The organism is Flavobacterium sp. HJSW_4 (assembly GCF_042436695.1).
GTDB lineage: Bacteria > Bacteroidota > Bacteroidia > Flavobacteriales > Flavobacteriaceae > Flavobacterium.
In genome coordinates this window covers 82,679-100,451 of the sequence record NZ_JBHNPP010000020.1, presented here as the reverse complement: position 1 = coordinate 100,451, position 17,773 = coordinate 82,679, and the positions used below count along the sequence as shown (strand labels likewise).

Here is a 17,773-nt window from a genome sequence, read left to right as displayed (position 1 = left end):
AAAGAAATAACGCACAAGCCATTTGTGCCACTTCCTAAATAGAGTTTATTATTATTTTGATCATAATAGATCGCGATAATAGTATTGGCTTCTAGTTCTTTATATTCTACAATGAATTCAGCGGTTAATTTTCCATTTAGATTTTTTAGCTTGTATATTTTATTTTTTACGCTAAGAAAAACCTGTCCAGTAGTGATATTCCAATAAAGTTTATGATTAGCATTGAATGCATTCAGTTTTCCAGAAGAGGTGCCTTTTTTTGAAAAACATTGGTAGTTTCCGTCACTAGACAAATAAAAAAGAGTGTTGTCTAAGGCAAAGAAATTAAAGATATTATCGTTTTTAAAAGCAATTTTTGAAATGCTTTTCATTTTAGAATCGCATAATTCTATTTTTTCCGAATCAAGAAAATAGATGTCTCCTGATGACAATCTAATAAAGAAGCGTTCGCGTTTATCAATAGTAAAATTGGAAGGAAGACCATCGTGAAAAAAGAAATGTTTGCCGTTTCGAGTTAAACTATATTTGGGACGATTCTTTTTTAGTATCTGAACTTTTGCATTTTTGATGAAAACAAGTTCTTTTTTGCTTTCGTTAAAACTGGTGAGACTATCCTTTTCAGTGCTTCCAAAAATATCTTTAAAACGATTATGCTCTAAAGTCGTATTTGATGAATTAAAGACTATAAAATTATTTCCGTCAAAGCGAACAATTCCATTTTCGGTCGTCATCCAAATAAAATGATGTTTGTCCTGAATGATGGCGTTTATGCTATTCTGATACAGTTCGTCATTATCCGCAGTGTACCATCTCGCCGTGTAGTTTTCTTGGCAGATGATTTTTGTTGTAGTAAGCAGCAGCAAAAAACAACAATAGCGAAAAGAAACAAAAGCTGTTATTTTGGACATCTAACTCATTTTATACAACACAAACTTAGCAAACATAAATTAGAAATTGCGGTTTGTAGTTTTAAATCTACAAGGCTGTAGGTTTATTGGGACAGCTAAAACAAGTTTTGTAATAGTCAGTACGACTATATTTGTCTTATTAAGGTTAAAGGCAAAGTTTTAAAAAAGTATGAAAATAGGAGTAATCGGTCTGTGTAGTTTTACAATGAATTTTGTAGATCGAGCAGCCCAGGCAGGACACGAAGTATTATTGAGTAATACCCGCGAAAATCGCCAATATAAAGATCTAGCTCTAGCAATGGGAGAGAATGTAAAACTGGTAAGCAGAAATGAAGCAGTAAGTGCAGCTATTTTGATTTTATTTATTCCGCGTGAAGATGTAGCGCTTTTTTTAACCGATCTGCCAGATATGGACGAAAAAATATTGATACATGCCAGTAATCCTATTTTTAGTTTAGAATGCCTTAAACCAAATTCAAAATCATCAAGTGAAATTATAGCTTCTCTTTTGCCAGAAGCTCATGTAATAAAGGTTCTTAATATCGTTAATCCGAGCGTACTTTCATTATTAAATCAAAGACCAAAGGGAAACGAAATATTTTATACAGGTACAGATAAAGAAGCAAAGAATAAAGTAAAGACATTTTTTAAAAGCCTTAACCTTGCTGGAGTAGATTTTGAAGATTTCTGTTTGCCCCCAAGAACGGCTTATTCGATGAATTAACTCGAGTAATTTTGTTACGAAACCAGCTTTGAATATAATCCATTATTCAACCCCCGAAATGTTCCCAGAAAAGCTAACTTTCTGGGACATTTTTTTTAAGGGTGTTTTTTAATCTGTCTTCAAAACAGCTTTTTTTTCAGCGCTTTTACTCAATAAAAAGACTGTGGAGATTATCAATAAACTTCCAATCCAATCGATAATAGAAAAAGGTGTTTTAAGCCAATAAACTGCCAAAACAGTGGCCGCAAGTGGTTCGGCAGATGCTAATAAACTGGCTTTTTGACCTCCAATTATTTTTACGGAATTTAGATAGAATGTAAACGCAATTAAAGTGCCGAATACAATGATTAAAGCAGTGTAAAGAAAGGTAAGCATGTCCCATTGTCCTTCTATTTGCCAAGGAGCTTTTACAAAACTAAAAGCAAAACCACCGCAAAACATTCCCCATCCAATAACTACTGAGGGTTTGTATTTATGGAGCAGTTTAGCAGGTTGTAAGGTATAAACAGCTAAAGCAATTGCCGAACTAAGTCCGAAAAATAAAGCAGTTTCAGAAATAGCCAATTTATTAAAATTTCCATGTGTAACTAGTAATATGGTTCCGGTTACGGCAAGTACGATGGCTAATGTTTCTTTTACTTTTGGCAGTTTTTTAAATTTTAAAGCCAAGAAAATGGCAATAATTATTGGTCCGCAGAATTGCAAAATGGTAGCAGTTGCAGCATTAGAATGTTTTATAGCTGCAAAATAGGTGTATTGTACCGAAAGCATTCCAGCGATGCTAAATACCAATAACTGAAAGGCATCTTTTTTTGATTTCCAGATTTCAAATACTGCTGTTTTTTCATTTAATTTCGAATAAAATAAAAGAATTATTCCTGAAACTAACATTCTTACGGTGATTAGCCATTCTACATTTAGTCCTCTTTCTTGAAATAAGAACTGTCCAAATGTTCCCGAAATTCCCCAAAATATAGCCGCTATAATGGCTAAAAGAAATCCCTTAAATATTGATTTACTCATTCTTGTGTTATTTGTTAATTTATAAAGTGCAAAATTGCATCATTATTGAAGGTTATTTTACTTAAATTTGAGGGTAAATTTGCAATTTTGTTTCATTTATGGATAGTTTTGATAGACAAATACTAGAAATTCTTCAAAAAAATAATTTAACTCCACAACGAGATATTGGAGAAATAATAGGATTATCTCCCGCCGCGGTACAGCGCAGAATAAAAAGAATGCGTGAAGAAGGAATTATCAAACATGATATTTCAATTTTAGAAAGGGAAGCTCTAGGAAATCCTGTAACTTTAATAGTGGAAGTATTTCTAGAAAGCGAACAAATCGATCTTATTGATGAAACCAAAAAGTCTTTCGTATCTTGTTCTGCAGTGCAGCAGTGCTATTATGTAACGGGAGAATCTGATTTTGTTTTAATAATTGTAGCAAAATCAATGGCAGAATATGAAAAGCTTACCAGAGAATTGTTTTTTGCCAATAAAAATGTCAAAAGATTCAGAACTGTAGTCGCAATGGGAGTTGAAAAATTGGGTTTAAATATTCCGATTACATTATAGTTTACATCTTTTTAAATCTGCGTGAAACAAAAAACAATCTGTACTTTAGTACTATGAAAATCCAGCTGAAACAATCTTCTTTTCTTGAAAAGGAAATCAACGAACCGTATTATAACATTTTGATGTTTGATGGAGAAGCTGTTTTTTCTGTTGATTTAACCGATTACGAATGCAAAGGAAAATGTCTTTTGTTTTTAACGCCGTATCAATTGTTGCAATGGAAGAGTTCTTCAGCGCCTTTCATTAACATTTTAAGCTTTCACGGAGATTTTTATTGCATCGAATATCATAAAAAAGAAGTCGCTTGCAACGGAATTTTATTCAATGATATTTACAGTGAACCTTTTGTAATTGTTTCTGATTTTATTTACGAAGAAATTGCAAGCATTATTGAAAGAATGAAAAGGGTAGAAGACTCTGAACTCGATTATGATAATTCGATTCTAAAATCGTATCTGCAAGTTGTTTTGGCATTAAGCAGCAAAGAAAAACAGCTCAAAATGTCACCGCAGATTCAGGAATCTATTGGGAATGCAGATATCTTGAAGTTTCAACATTTGCTTGATAATCATTTTCTAGAAGCTAAAGAAGTCGCTTTTTATGCTTCTAAATACAATTTGAGTGTCAATACTTTCAGTAAAAGAATCAAAAAACATTTCGGAAAATCGCCTTCACAATTGATTCAAGATCGCATTGTTTTGGAAGCGAAGAAACTATTGCATTTAACTACGAAAACCATAAAAGAAATTGCAGACGATCTTAATTTTGAAGACGAATTTTATTTCAGCCGTTATTTCAAGAAAAGCGTTGGTATTTCGCCTAAAGAATTTAGAAAAGAAGTCGGTATTTCTATCGTGGCAAAATAGTCCATGAAAACTCCTTTACGTCCATTTTTATCCATGTAGCTGTAAAGTAATTTTGGCGTGTATTTAAAACATAATCAAAATGGAAAAATTACTAAGATTTGTAGCTGGTGGACAAAACAATTTTATTCACTTTTTAAGAATTGCCATATTCGTTGTAATGGCTTGGATTGGCGGATTAAAAGCCTTTAAATATGAAGCTGACGGAATTGTTCCGCTTGTCGCGAATAGTCCGTTTATGAGTTTCTTTTATAAAGATGCCAATAAAGAAGTTGTAAATGACGAAGGAAAAACGGTGAAAGCCTACACACTTCATAAAAACCTTGAAGGTAAAACTGTTGAGAAAAACATCAAATGGCACGAGGAAAACCGAACTTATATTTTCTCTTACGGATTAGGAACTGTTATTGTGACAATTGGTTTACTGGTTCTTTTGGGAATCTGGTTTCCTAAATTTGGTTTTGTCGGCGGACTTCTAACGTTCGGAATGGCGTTTGTAACTTTATCGTTTTTAATCACAACACCAGAAGTTTACGTTCCGAATTTGGGAGGAGATTTTCCAACACCAGAATTTGGTTTTCCGTATCTTTCTGTTGGAGGTCGTTTGGTTCTAAAAGACATTATTATGATGAGCGGCGGATTGATTGTAGCTTCAGATAATGCAAAGAAAATTTTAGAAAAATTTTATGGTTAATTAAAAGCTTAAAAATTAATCTCGCAAAGTCGCAAGGGCGCATTTTTTTTCTCTCGCAGATTTGGCAGATCTAACAGATTTTTTATTTCTATCATAAAATCTGCATTATCTGCTAAATCTGCGAGAGAAATAAAATATAGATTTATTAGGGAAATCAACACAGAATCTTTGCGGTAAAAAAACGCAACGAGAAGCAAAGAAATACAAAAAGCTGTGCAAGGTTTTAAATTCGCACAGCTTTTCTACTAAACATAAACTGATTATTCGTATTTCAAATATTTTAAAACATCTGCTTTTGTTGCTTGATACGCTTTCGCTAAAACAATAATTAAAGTAAGAATCAATAAAAAAACAAAAGAAATGAAGAAAGGCAAAACAGGAATTTCTATTCTAAAAGCAAAATTATTCAGCCATTTCTGCAGTAAAATATAAGCTGGAACAATCGTGATTATAAAACCTATTATGCAATACAAAACATATTGTTTGGACAATTCTTTTAGCAGCACATTGGTATCTGCGCCTAATGTTTTTCGAATGGCAATTTCTTTCATTCTACGCTGAATCGAATACGAAGCCAAAGCAAATAATCCAAACAAAGCGATAAGGATTACGACGACATTTAGCAATGAAAATAGATTCTTTTGCTTGACATAAGATTCATAAGTTCTAGCATATTCTTTATCGGCAAAATCGTATTGAAAAGGATATTCTGTATCAACTTTTGCTTTCCAAAATTTTTCGATTGCAGCAATAGAACTTTGAATTTGATCTGCTTTTAGTTTTACGTAAATGCGATTCATTTCACTGGCCATATCCAGCGATTTTATATGATAAAAAGTAACTGGCGGAACATCAACTTCTGGGCTCAAAAGATTAAAATCTTTAACCACGCCAATGATTCTCATTTTTTGATTTCCAATTTTAATTTCTTTTCCAATCGGATCTTTCATTTGCATTAAACTCAATGATTTTTCATTCACTAAAACCGAATTGATAGTGTCTGAAGCCATGTTTGGACTAAGATTTCTTCCTTTTATTACTTTTATATTCAACAGATTCAACATGTCATAATCAAGTCCGATGGCTTTTTGTTTGAAAAGTACATCTTGATACCAAATTGGCCATTGCGAATCGTCAGCTCCATCAAAAGAAAGCAAGCCAGTTGAAACTTTTTCAACGCCTTTAATTTTTGAAAGTTCCTGTTTTATAGTATTGTATCTTTCAAAAATGTTCTTTCCAGCATTTTCTCCTTGATAATACGAAGACGGCAGATTTAATGAAATTGCCATAACCTGATCGCCTTTAAAACCAAGATCTTTATTGTTTAAATATTTAATTTGCTGATAAACAATTACAGAGCCAATTATGAAAAATGAAGCAATGGCAAATTGAACAATCAGCATTCCGTTTCTAATCCAGACACCACTTTTGCTTCGCGAAAAATTGCCTCTTAATACTTTTAAAGTTTCAAAATTAGCAACATATAGAGCAGGAAATATTCCAGCAAAGACAATGGTTATGATAAAAACGAGTATTAATTGAAGATAAAATTGGCTTTCGACTATTCTTAGATTTTTCTCTAAAAAAGAATTATAAAAAGGAAGTGCAATTTCTACAATCATTAAGGCTAATAAAACCGAAAAGGCAGTCATCAAAAAAGTTTCAAAAATAAATTGCCAAACAATCTGCTTTTTGGATGCGCCCAAAACTTTGCGAACACCAACTTCTTTGGCTCTTTTAATCGAATTTGCAGTTGCCAAATTAATGTAATTGACAATGGACAAAATAAGAATCAAAACCGATAAGCAAGCCATAATGACCAAAAACTGATAATTTCCTCTGCCTTCAGGATAACCGTCGGTTACAGAATGCAATCTTGCTGACGAAAGCGGTTCCATCAAAACCTTAAAACTTCCCATTTTCTTAACCATTTCTTCAGGTGTAAAACCTGCTTGTTGGGCAGTTCTTACAATAATCTCATCATAAAATACTTTATCAAGCATTTTTCTAGTTGATTCTGCTTTTGATGGATCTTTTAGTTTTACTAATACTTTTAAAACAAAAAGCCCAGGGTTTTTAACAGGATCTGCCAAGTCTTTCATGTGGTTGATGACGATGTTAGGCGCAATTGACGAATTTCCCGGAATGCGATAAACGCCAGAAATCGTGAACATAGCATCCAAACATTTGATTTGTTTTCCCACAGGATTTTTATTCCCAAAAAAGCGTTGGGCAAGTTTTTCAGAAATGGCGATACTGTTTTCGTCTTTTATAGCCGATTTGGGATTTCCATAAATAAATTCAAAAGGAAAAAGAGAGAAGAAATCTTTTTCGGCATTTACGATTTTGTCTACAAATTCCTTTTGCCCATTATAAATCACTTTGTCTTTTTGATACCATTCATCTGCGTAAACAACAGTTTCTACGTTGGGATCATTTTGTAAATGCGGTTTTAAACGTACAGGATTATTTGCTGTTACAGGCATATCGCTTAATTGTGCCAATACCTGATAAACACGGTCTTTTTCTGGATTCCAAGCGTTGTAGCTGTGTTCGTCGTTCCAATATAAGAGCGCGAAAATCAAACCTGAAATTCCAATTGATAACCCGAGAATATTAAGAGCAGTAAAAAGTTTACTGTGTTTTATTTGATAGATAAATATATTGATCCAGTTTTTTAGCATCTTATTCGTATTTTAAATAACGTAAAACATCCACTTTGGTTACCTGATAGGCTTTTGCTAAAACAATCGTCAGCGTTAAAAATAACAGCGAAACAAAAGCCAAAAGAAAGGGTAGAGGCGGGATATCAATTCTAAAAGCAAAATTTTCAAGCCATTTCTGCAATAAGAAATACGCAGGGACAGTTGCGATTAAAAAACCAATTACACAGAAAAGCACGTATTGTTTAGACAATTCTTTTAGTAAAATTGTGGTATCTGCACCAAGCGTTTTTCTAATGGCGATTTCACGCAATCTTCTTTCCATAGAAAAAGAAGCTAGAGAAAACAATCCGAAAACGGCAATTAAGATTACGATAATGTTCAGTAAGGCAAATAAATCCCTCTGATTCTCATATTTCTTGTACGTTCTCGCATAGTTTTTATCTACAAAATTGTATTCGAAAGGATATTCAAAATCTACTTTTTTGATCCATAATTTGTTGATCTCTGCAATGGTTTCTTGCATATTATCTGGCGAGACTTTTACGAAAATATGACGGATATCGTCTTTTACTCCGTTGATTTTAGTAACATAAAAAAATATCATTGGCGAAATACGACTTTCCATTCCGAAGTAATTAAAATCATTTACGATTCCGACTATTTTTACTTTTTCGTCTCTCCAGACCAATGTTTTATTTAGAATGTCTTTCTCTGGAATTAGTTTTGCCGCAGTTTCATTTACTAAAATATTAGAAATAGTGTCAGATGAAAAAGCTAGGTTTAATTTTCGTCCTTTCAATAGTTTCACATCTAGGATATCGAGCATTTCAAAGTCCATTCCCATTTCTTGAATCATAAATGAAGTATTGCTTTTATAGCTCGCAGTTGACCATGAATTTTCTTGAGACCCCATGGCAAACAAAGCGGTAGAAACGGCTTCTACGCCTTTTATTTTACTTATCTCTTGTCGCGCTTTTTTGTAACGTTCATATTGTTTTTCATTCTTTTTTGCTTTAAAAGTAATGTCTAAAACCTGGCTTCCTTTAAAGCCTAAATCTTTCTCAGCCATGAAGTTGACCTGTTTGTAAACAATAAAAGATCCGATAATGAAAAAAGCGGCCACGGCAAATTGTAAAACCAGCATCCCATTACGGAGCCAAATCCCTTTTTTGCTTCTTGAAAAATTTCCTTTTAGAACTTTTAAAGCTTCAAAATTAGAAACATAAATTGCTGGCAGAACTCCAGAAACAATAATGACTAATAACGTAATCAGAATCAGTTGAATATAAAATTGAGATCCAATTAAAACTAGGTCTTTATCCAAAAAAGAATTGTAAACAGGAAGTGAAATCTCGACAATCACTAATGCTAAAAGAACAGAAAAAAGAGTAGTTATTGCGGTTTCAAATAAAAACTGCGCTACGATTTGTCCTTTTCTGGCTCCAGTAATTTTTCTAACGCCAATTTCTTTGGCTCTTTTTATCGCATTTGCTGTCGCGAGATTGACATAATTTACAATCGAAAGCAATAAAATCAAGATTGACAATCCCATTAAAATAAGGAGGTACTGTAGTTTTCCACCTTCTTCTGGAAAAGGATTGCTTCCTTTGTACATACGTGCTTCAGGCATCGGAAGCAGACTTGATTTTACGGGTTCTCCGTATTTTTTTATAAATGCTGCAACGGTTAAACCTTCTTGTTTTGCATATACTTTGGTGCAATTGTCTAAGAAAAGTTTATTAATAGTTTGTACGATTCTAGAAGTTGCCTTCGGATTTTTAATCTTAAGAATAAGTCCGTAATGATAACCCCATTCATTTTTTGTTCTTTTTAAATCATCTTCAATTATGGTTGTAACAGCACTTGGCATGACAGACGTTTTTTGAGAAATTTTGTACACGCCTCGAACCGTAAAAAGCTGTCCTTCGTATTTTACGAGTTTTTCTAACGGATTTTCATTTCCAAATAAGCGTTTTGCAGTCTCTTCAGATAAAGCGATACTATTCCTGTCTTGAAGCGCTGTTTTGGCATTTCCGTAAACGAATTGAAAAGGGAAAAAAGAGAAAAAATTGGCTTGAGCGGTAAAGATTTTACTGATCATTTCTTTTTTTCCGTTATACGAAATTACATCTCTCGCATATTCGGCATAGAAATAACAATAACTATCCAAATCTGGTGAAACAGCTTTTAACAAAGGGCCTGTCGTAGCAGGGTTTGTTGACCATATATTGTTGTTGCCAATGTCATTCATAACAGAATAAATCTGTCCTTTTTCAGGATTCCATTGGTCGTATGAATGCTCATCGTTCCAAAAGAGAATAGCAAAAATTAAAGTTGCCATTCCGATGGATAATCCTAAAATGTTCAGAATCGAAAACAGTTTATTGTTTTTGATCTGATATATAAATGTGTTAATATAATTTTTAAGCATTTTACTCGTATTTTAAATATTTTAAAACATCAACTTTTGTTACTTGATACGCTTTTGCTAAAACTATTGTCAGCGTTAGAAAAAGCAATGAAACAAAAGCAAGAATAAAGGGTAGAAGCGTAATATCTATTCGGAAAGGAAAATTTTCTAGCCATTTTTGCAATAGCAAATAAGCAGGTACAATTCCGATTAAGAAACCAATGATACAGAAGATTACATATTGTTTAGACAGTTCTTTCAGTAACATATTGGTTTCAGCACCAAGCGTTTTTCTTATTGCAATTTCTTTTAATCTTCTTTCCATAGAAAAAGAAGCTAAGGCAAATAAGCCGAAAACTGCAATTAGAATCACCACAACATTCAATAGAGCAAATAAGTTTCTTTGATCTTCGTACTTTTTAAATGTTTTTGCGAAGTTTTTATCCAAGAAAGTATATTCAAAAGGATATTCTGAATCTACGTTTTTAGACCAAAAAGTTTTTAGTGCCGATATAGTTTGCAGCATATCTTTAGAAGAAACTTTCACAGAAATCGTTTCAATGCTATTCTGCGTCCATTTTTGAGTATTGATATGAAAGAAAATCATCGGACTAATTTCTGTATCAAGGCCATAATAATGAAAATCTTTTACGACTCCCACGACTTTGTATTTTTCTCCTTGCCAGTCAATTATTTTATCTAAAGGATTTTTTTCGTTCATTTTTTTGGCTGCGACTTCATTTAATAAAACATTAGAAATCGTATCAGAAGCCAGTTTTTCAGAAAGAAAACGTCCTTTAACTAATTTAACGCCCAACATTTCCAACATTCCGAAATCTGAACCCAATTGTTGAATGATAACTTCAGGAATATTTTTATAATGCAAACCGCCTCTCGAAGACCAATTTTCACCAATAGCGAAGGCTCCAGCTGAAACTGATTCAACACCTTGAATTTTCTTTATTTCCTGTTTTAAGCTTTCATATCGCGCAAATTGCTCTTTGTCCTTTTGTGCTCTAAAAGTGATATTTAATATTTGAGATCCGTTAAAACCCAAGTCTTTTTCAACCATAAATTGAACTTGCTGATAGACTATAAACGAGCCAATAATAAAGAAAACTGCGATAGCAAATTGTATAACCAGCATACTGTTTCTAAGCCATATACCGCTTTTGCTGTGCGAAAAATTTCCTTTTAAAACGCTCAAAACTTCAAAATTTGAAATATAAACGGCAGGAAAAACACCACTCACAATAACGACAAGAATAAAAATTAAAATAAGCTGTATGAAAAACTGAGATCCCGCAAGAACTAACTCTTTGCTCAAAAGCTGATTATAAAATGGCAAAGAAACTTCAACAATTACAAGTGCTAGCAACAAAGCAAATAGCATAGTTAGAGTGGTTTCAAACACAAATTGAAGCACAATCTGTCTTTTAGTTGCGCCAATAATTTTTCTCACACCAACTTCTTTTGCGCGTTTTATGGCATTAGCTGTAGCTAAATTGATGTAATTTACAATCGACAGCAATAAAATTACAATTGATAATCCCATCAAGATTCGTAAAAACTGAAGATTTCCTGTTCCTTCCGGAAAGGGATAACTGCCTTTGATAAGTCTAGAATTTTCAAAAGGAATTACGATTGTTTTCAAAGGTTCGCCGTATGTTTTAATAAACAATTCTAGTGTCATGCCTTCATTTCTAGCTTGTCTTTTATAGTTTTTTTCTATAAAAATTTCATCTAGAGCTTTTTTTACTAGCGGCGCATCACTTTTTTTCTTCAATTTTAGAACTAAACCATAATTGAAACCCCAATGATCCTTATGTTTTTCAAGACTTTCTTCAATGCTATTGGTAATAGCATCTGGCATGACAACCGATTTTCCTGGTATCTTATAAACACCGCGAACTACATACGTTTTGTCATCATATTTTACCTGTTTTCCGATTGGATTTTCATTCTTAAAAAATCTAAAAGCCGTTTCTTCAGAAAATACAATGCTTTGAGGTTCTTGAAGCACAGTATTTGGATTTCCATATTTGAATTCATACGGAAAAAAAGAGAAGAAACTTTTTTGCGCAGAAAAGATCTTATCTACAATTTCTGTTTTTCCATTAAATTGAATGGCCTCTTTTGAGTAATAGTCCCTGAAATAACAATAGTTTTCTACGTATGGAGTAGAAGATTTAAGAAGTGGCGCTGTAATGGCAGAATTGGTAGCAAAAATATTTCCCTTTCCAACATCATTCATCACGATAAAAGTTTTATCCTTTTCAGGATTCCATTTGTCGTATGAGTATTCATCATTCCAGTACAGCGTTGCAAAGATTAAACCCGCAATTCCTATACTCAAACCAAGAATATTCAGAGCTGTAAAAAGCTTGTTATGCTTCAATTGATAAATAAATATATTAAGCCAATTTTGAAGCATAAACTAGTTTTTAGCAGTTACTAAAACATCTACATTTCTATGATTTGCTTTTTCTGAAAGGATTACACCATCTTTCATGAAAATAGTTTTTTGCGAAAAAGAAGCATCATAATCAGAGTGCGTAACCATCAAAATTGTCGATCCGCTAGCGTGAAGATCGGTTAGTAATTCCATTACCTCGTTTCCGTTTCTACTGTCAAGATTTCCAGTTGGCTCATCGGCCAAAATAATTTTCGGATTATTGATTAAAGCTCTCGCTACGGCCACACGTTGCTGCTGTCCGCCTGAAAGCTGTTGCGGAAAATGTTTTAACCTATGGGCGATTCCCAAGATTTTTGCCATATCATTTACGCGAGACTTTCTTTCTGCAGAAGGAACATTGTTGTAAATCAAAGGCAATTCGATATTATCAAAAACCGATAATTCATCAATTAAATTGAAATTCTGGAAGATGAATCCGATGTTTTCTTTTCTGGCTTGCGATTTTTGTTTTTCCTTCAAGCCAACCATTTCCTGACCAAGTAGATCATAGCTTCCGCTAGAAGCGCTGTCTAAAAGTCCGATGATGTTTAATAAAGTCGATTTTCCGCTTCCAGACGGCCCCATAATCGATACGAAATCGCCTTGATTGATGGTTAACGAAATTTCGCTTAATGCTTTAGTTTCTAATTCTTCAGTTCTAAATACTTTTGAAAGTTTTGTAATGGTAATCATAATTGACTGTTTTAATTTTTGATTGATTTATTGTTTAATTTTTTTTAATTGCATTCTGATTGTGTCTTTATACAATACCATATTCCACTGCATAGAATTGCTGTCGAAATTATTAATTTGAACAGGAATTGTATCGGGATTTTGCAAGTTTCTTTCATATGAAATTACTTTAAAGGTATTTTTTGCGTCATCAAATCTATATTTCATATAAATTGAGGCGCTATCGACGTACATATTCGGATTTGGACAGAAGAAAATTTTCTCTCTTTCTTCGATATAAATAGTTTTCCACGCTGAACTATCTTTTTCCCATGCTTTTTCAGGAATTATTTTGCCATTTTTAGAAAGGCTTTCAACTTTCCATTTTCCAAAATATTTTTTAGAAAGCTGTACTTGATTACTGTAATAAAGCACAAATAAACAAGGAATTAAAATGCAAAAAACACGGGCTACGAAACGCAAAGCTTTATTTTTTACAACCGAAGAAGTTATTTTAACAGAAGTAAACAAAGCAATGATGTCTTTTTTATACTGAAATAATAAATAAGCCAAACCAAGCATAATTATTATTGAGGTAAAACATGTAATTGGGCCAATATTATAAAATAGATTAATCAGTAAAATATTGAACATTACTGGCATTAGCAATACTAATCCGAGTAAAATAGATCGTTTAAATAGTAATGCAAAACCTCCAGAAATTTGCAATATGGCAACTATAATTGAAAGTCTATAAGAGTATCCATAATATTTCCAAGTAAGTTCCTGACCAGTTAGAGTGCTTACCAAAGAATCATTTATATGGTAAGAAAAAGAAAAATTGACATCTATAATCTTTTCAAAACCAAAAATGCAAACATGAAAAGCAAGCCAAAAGCGCAATAATGAAATGAGTGTATTCTTGTATTTTTCAGAGTTTATGCTATTGCTTTTTTCTTTATAATTCCAATAGAAAGAAAAAACAATTGAAAACAAAATCGCTAATAATAAACTCAACATTCCAGCGGCATTTATAAACTTGGTAAGATTGTATGGGAGAATAGGTAATATCACAAAAAGTAAAGCGTTGACTCCGCCCACGATTGTGAGGAAACTTAAATAAAATTTTGATAGCCAGTTAGATTGGATTGTTGATTGATAGGGAGTCATAAATGATAATGGTTTTAGTTGGTTTATTTTTTAGGATTTAAAATTTTCACAATGTGTAATCGCTATTTATTTTGCTATTTTTACTTCCGAAAGCTGTTAATTATTAATGATTTACAAGTTCTAATGTGATTTTCGTGCCAATAAATTAAACCTTGCAATTGCCTTATTTTTAAGGATTTGTTTTTCGAAATAAAATTGAATTGTCCATTAATGGACACCTTTCGTCCAAAACCGAACAAAAATGAAAAAGACCAACGCTTCTATTTTAATCATCGACGATCAGGAAGACATACTTTTTGCGTCAAAAGTCTATCTGAAAAAGTATTTCGAGAACATTTTTACTTTAAATAATCCGAAAAATATTGTCGAATTATTAGCAAAAAATACCATCGATGTTGTTTTGTTAGATATGAATTACAGATTAGGATTTGAAGATGGGAGAGAAGGTTTGTACTTATTGAAAGAAATAAAAACGCTTTCGCCAAAAACAGTTGTGATTTTAATGACGGCTTTTGGAAAAGTAGAAACCGCTGTTGAAGGATTAAAATCGGGTGCTTTTGATTATATATTAAAACCTTGGGAAAATAAAAAGCTTTTAGAATCGGTGAAACAAGCTGTAGATAAAGCACGAAAAGAACAGAAGAAAAATAAAGAAGTTGAGATAAAAGAGGAATTTTTTGTTGGTACTTCTGAAATTATAAAAAAAGCTTATTCATTAGCAGATAAAGTGGCAAAAACAGATGCTAATGTTTTGATTTTAGGAGAAAATGGAACAGGAAAATTCGTTCTCGCTCATCATATTCATTCGCAATCAGAAAGAAAAAATCAACCTTTTATTGCGGTCGATTTGGGTTCTTTAAATTCAAATATTTTCGAAAGTGAATTATTCGGTTATGCAAAAGGTGCTTTTACAGATGCTAAAACAGATACGCCTGGACGTTTTGAAATGGCGCAAAACGGAACAATTTTCTTAGACGAAATAGGAAATGTACCACTTCATTTACAATCAAAATTGCTTCAAGTTATTCAAACCAAAACAATAACACGATTAGGGGAAACAAAAGCAAGACCTTTGAACGTTCGTATTATTACCGCAACCAATTTAAACTTAAAACTAGAAGTTGCAGACAAAAACTTCCGTGAAGACTTGTATTATCGTATAAATACGATGGAAATTATTTTGCCTCCGCTAAGAGAAAGACACGAAGATAAGATTCCGCTTGCGGAATATCTTTTGGATAAAATGATTGAAAAATACGGAAGAGACGAAATTGCGTTTGATAAAAAAGTTTTAGAGCAAATTGAAAAACACGCTTGGAACGGAAACATTCGAGAAATGGAAAATAAGATAGAACGCGCCGTTATTCTTTGCGAAAACAACACAATCACAGTTTCTGATTTGGATTTAGAAATGATAACGCCTTACGAAGAAAATCCAGATGATATTCAGCTTTCTTCGGTTGAAAAAGCTACGGTTGAGAAAGCGCTTCTTAAAAACAATAATAATATCAGTAAAACGGCCGAAGAGTTGGGCTTGTCAAGAGGCGCGCTTTATAGACGTTTGGAGAAGTTTAATATCAATATCGGCTAATTATGTTGAAGACTTTACAAACTTACAAACTCATTTTCCTGCGATTGATTTTTATCGTCATCGGAATCGAATTGTCGCTTTATTTTTTTAAAATCGGTTTACTTTTTACTGGAATATTCGGACTTTGCATGGTTTTTCTGCTTGGTCGCGAAATGTATTTTTATGTTCGAAATCTGGTTTTGGTTTACAATAAAACCATTTCTTCAATTTTACAGAATGATTTCAGTTCTGATTTTTCAAAACATAAATTCAATAGCAGTTACAACGATTTGTTCAATTTGTATGAAACGCTGAAAAACAAACAAAATGAGCAAGTTACGAGAGATATTATTTATCGTTCAATTCTAAATAATATTGAATCGGGCGTCATTATTTTGCAGAAGCAAGAAGCAGATTGGAGCATTTTTTTAATGAATGATTATTTTTCGAATCATTTTAATGTTTCTAAGGTTTCGAAATGGAAATATCTTAAAAATCAGTTGCCGGCTTTATGTGAGATTATTGAAGAAGATGATTTTCATGAAATTAAAACTTCAATCGAAATCAGTATCAACGAACAAAGCAGACAAACTTTTGTTTTACAGGCATCAAGAACCGAAATTTTTGAACAGGATTATTTCATCGTTTTACTAGATTCGATTCAGAATGTAGTCGAGAAAAAAGAAAAAGATGCTTGGATTAATTTGATGAAAGTGATTTCACATGAATTGCTGAATTCTATAACGCCAATTCGTTCCATCTGCCAGAATCTGGAAGATTTAGTTGAGCAAGATTCGCTTTCGTCAGAAGATTTAGAAGACATCAAACACAGCGTTCAAACGATGTTGAGACGAAGCGACCATTTGCAGAAATTTGTTGAAGGTTATCGAAAACTTGCAATGCTGCCTTCTCCAAAAAAAGAAAAAGTAGAATTACAGCATTTAATTGAAAACTGTATTCAAATTATGAATCCGTTATTCAAGAAAAATAATATTGAAGTCCGTAATTTAGTTACCCAAAATTATTGGATAAACGTCGATTCTCAGCAGACAGAACAAGTGTTGATCAATTTATTGACAAACTCAATTAATGCATTAGAAAACAAAGATTCGAAGCAAATTTCGATTTCGGCGGAAGCCAAAAATAACCGCGTTTTTATTCGAGTTATAGACAACGGAAAAGGAATCGAAAAAGAAATTGAAGACAAAATTTTTCTTCCTTTTTACACCACCAGAACCGAAGGCGCAGGAATTGGTTTGACTTTATCTAAAAACATTATAGAAGCACACGGCGGTTATATTTCGCATAGAAACGAAAATAATCAAACTGTTTTTGAGATTTCTTTGATTGAAAATTGATAGGTTTTTTTTAAAATAAGATTTTAAAAACTGTTATGTATTTTTTTTTAAATTTGTGAGAGAGCAGTTTTAAAATGACTCTCGTAAACATACAAAAAGTAACATATGAGTAGTAATACAACATCTTCAATAGCTTCTAATTTTCTTTCTGATTTAAAAACGCAAACTTCTGATTCTCATAAGAAATTAGAAGAACTTCCAGTTTCAATGTCGATTATGTCGCCAGAAATGAAGGTCGAAGATTATACGTATTATCTAAGTTTAATGCACGATGTTCACAACGATACGGAGGGACTTATTTTTCCGTTTTTTTCTAATTTAATTGATGATTTAGAACAAAGAAGAAAGAAACATCTTATAGAGAATGATCTTTTATTTTTAAATTCTAGTAAAACAAATACAGAAAAGGTTTTTCAAACTGAAGGAATTTCTCCTGCTTTTGCATTAGGAATTTTATATGTGGTGGAAGGTTCAACACTTGGCGGAAGGTTTATTTTGAAAAATGTTTCGAAAGTATTACAACTTTCTGAGGAGAAAGGCGTTTCTTATTTCAATGGTTATGGAGAAAAAACAGGAAGTTTTTGGAAATCTTTTCTAGCTTTTCTATCAGAATATGAGCAGGAACACAATTGTGGAGAGGAAATTATAGAAGGAGCTGTATTTGCTTTTGACAGCATTTACAAGCATTTTGACCGAAAGTAAA

14 protein-coding genes are annotated in these 17,773 nt (G+C 32.6%); 7 read left to right on the top strand and 7 right to left on the bottom strand.

Translation table 11 applies throughout. From position 1 onward, the window contains the following. Nucleotides 1-908: hypothetical protein (locus ACE01P_RS17710; RefSeq protein ID WP_379700215.1), on the bottom strand; the 908-nt coding region annotated here is incomplete at its 3' end. A 169-nt stretch (nt 909-1,077) separates the two neighbouring features. Here ACE01P_RS17710 and ACE01P_RS17705 point away from each other — a divergent pair. Further along, complete coding sequence (locus ACE01P_RS17705; RefSeq protein WP_379700214.1) at nt 1,078-1,632, top strand: NAD(P)-binding domain-containing protein; 555 nt, start codon at nt 1,078-1,080, stop codon at nt 1,630-1,632. A 108-nt stretch (nt 1,633-1,740) separates the two neighbouring features. On the opposite strand, the gene ACE01P_RS17700 is transcribed toward ACE01P_RS17705, so the two are convergent. After that, nucleotides 1,741-2,655, bottom strand: coding sequence for a DMT family transporter (locus ACE01P_RS17700; RefSeq protein ID WP_379700213.1), 915 nt, complete (start codon nt 2,653-2,655; stop codon nt 1,741-1,743). A gap of 98 nt (nt 2,656-2,753) precedes the next feature. On the opposite strand from ACE01P_RS17700, the gene ACE01P_RS17695 reads away from it, so the two are divergent. The 3 genes from ACE01P_RS17695 (at nt 2,754) to ACE01P_RS17685 (ending at nt 4,769) form a co-directional block, all read left to right on the top strand. Beyond that, complete coding sequence (locus ACE01P_RS17695; RefSeq protein WP_379700212.1) at nt 2,754-3,212, top strand: Lrp/AsnC family transcriptional regulator; 459 nt, start codon at nt 2,754-2,756, stop codon at nt 3,210-3,212. A 53-nt stretch (nt 3,213-3,265) separates the two neighbouring features. Next, nucleotides 3,266-4,078 (top strand): helix-turn-helix domain-containing protein, encoded by an 813-nt coding sequence (locus tag ACE01P_RS17690; RefSeq protein WP_379700211.1) that lies wholly within the window; start codon nt 3,266-3,268, stop codon nt 4,076-4,078. A gap of 79 nt (nt 4,079-4,157) precedes the next feature. Then, nucleotides 4,158-4,769 (top strand): DUF417 family protein, encoded by a 612-nt coding sequence (locus tag ACE01P_RS17685; protein WP_379700210.1) that lies wholly within the window; start codon nt 4,158-4,160, stop codon nt 4,767-4,769. Nucleotides 4,770-5,029: 260 nt separating this feature from the next. Here ACE01P_RS17685 and ACE01P_RS17680 read toward each other — a convergent pair whose 3' ends face one another. Genes ACE01P_RS17680 through ACE01P_RS17660 form a run of 5 tightly spaced genes read right to left on the bottom strand, consistent with a single transcriptional unit; the run spans nt 5,030 to nt 14,142 of the window. Next, nucleotides 5,030-7,453 carry an ABC transporter permease gene (locus ACE01P_RS17680; protein WP_379700209.1) on the bottom strand — a complete coding sequence of 808 codons (2,424 nt, stop codon included), beginning with the start codon at nt 7,451-7,453 and terminating at the stop codon, nt 5,030-5,032. Nucleotide 7,454: 1 nt separating this feature from the next. Next, on the bottom strand, nt 7,455-9,866 hold the full coding sequence (locus tag ACE01P_RS17675) for an ABC transporter permease (protein WP_379700208.1): 2,412 nt from the start codon (nt 9,864-9,866) through the stop codon (nt 7,455-7,457). Between the two features lies 1 nt (nt 9,867). Further along, complete coding sequence (locus ACE01P_RS17670) at nt 9,868-12,279, bottom strand: ABC transporter permease (protein ID WP_379700207.1); 2,412 nt, start codon at nt 12,277-12,279, stop codon at nt 9,868-9,870. Nucleotides 12,280-12,282: 3 nt separating this feature from the next. Continuing rightward, complete coding sequence (locus tag ACE01P_RS17665; protein WP_379700206.1) at nt 12,283-12,993, bottom strand: ABC transporter ATP-binding protein; 711 nt, start codon at nt 12,991-12,993, stop codon at nt 12,283-12,285. A 27-nt stretch (nt 12,994-13,020) separates the two neighbouring features. After that, nucleotides 13,021-14,142: a hypothetical protein gene (locus ACE01P_RS17660; RefSeq protein WP_379700205.1), complete on the bottom strand. Its 1,122-nt coding sequence runs from the start codon at nt 14,140-14,142 to the stop codon at nt 13,021-13,023. A 241-nt stretch (nt 14,143-14,383) separates the two neighbouring features. Between ACE01P_RS17660 and ACE01P_RS17655 the strand changes: the two genes are divergently transcribed. The 3 genes from ACE01P_RS17655 (at nt 14,384) to ACE01P_RS17645 (ending at nt 17,772) form a co-directional block, all read left to right on the top strand. Further along, on the top strand, nt 14,384-15,733 hold the full coding sequence (locus ACE01P_RS17655) for a sigma-54-dependent transcriptional regulator (RefSeq protein ID WP_379700204.1): 1,350 nt from the start codon (nt 14,384-14,386) through the stop codon (nt 15,731-15,733). Nucleotides 15,734-15,735: 2 nt separating this feature from the next. Further along, on the top strand, nt 15,736-17,070 hold the full coding sequence (locus ACE01P_RS17650) for a sensor histidine kinase (protein WP_379700203.1): 1,335 nt from the start codon (nt 15,736-15,738) through the stop codon (nt 17,068-17,070). A 105-nt stretch (nt 17,071-17,175) separates the two neighbouring features. Next, nucleotides 17,176-17,772, top strand: a complete 597-nt coding sequence (locus tag ACE01P_RS17645; protein WP_379700202.1) for a biliverdin-producing heme oxygenase — start codon at nt 17,176-17,178, stop codon at nt 17,770-17,772. Nucleotide 17,773 lies beyond the last annotated feature (1 nt).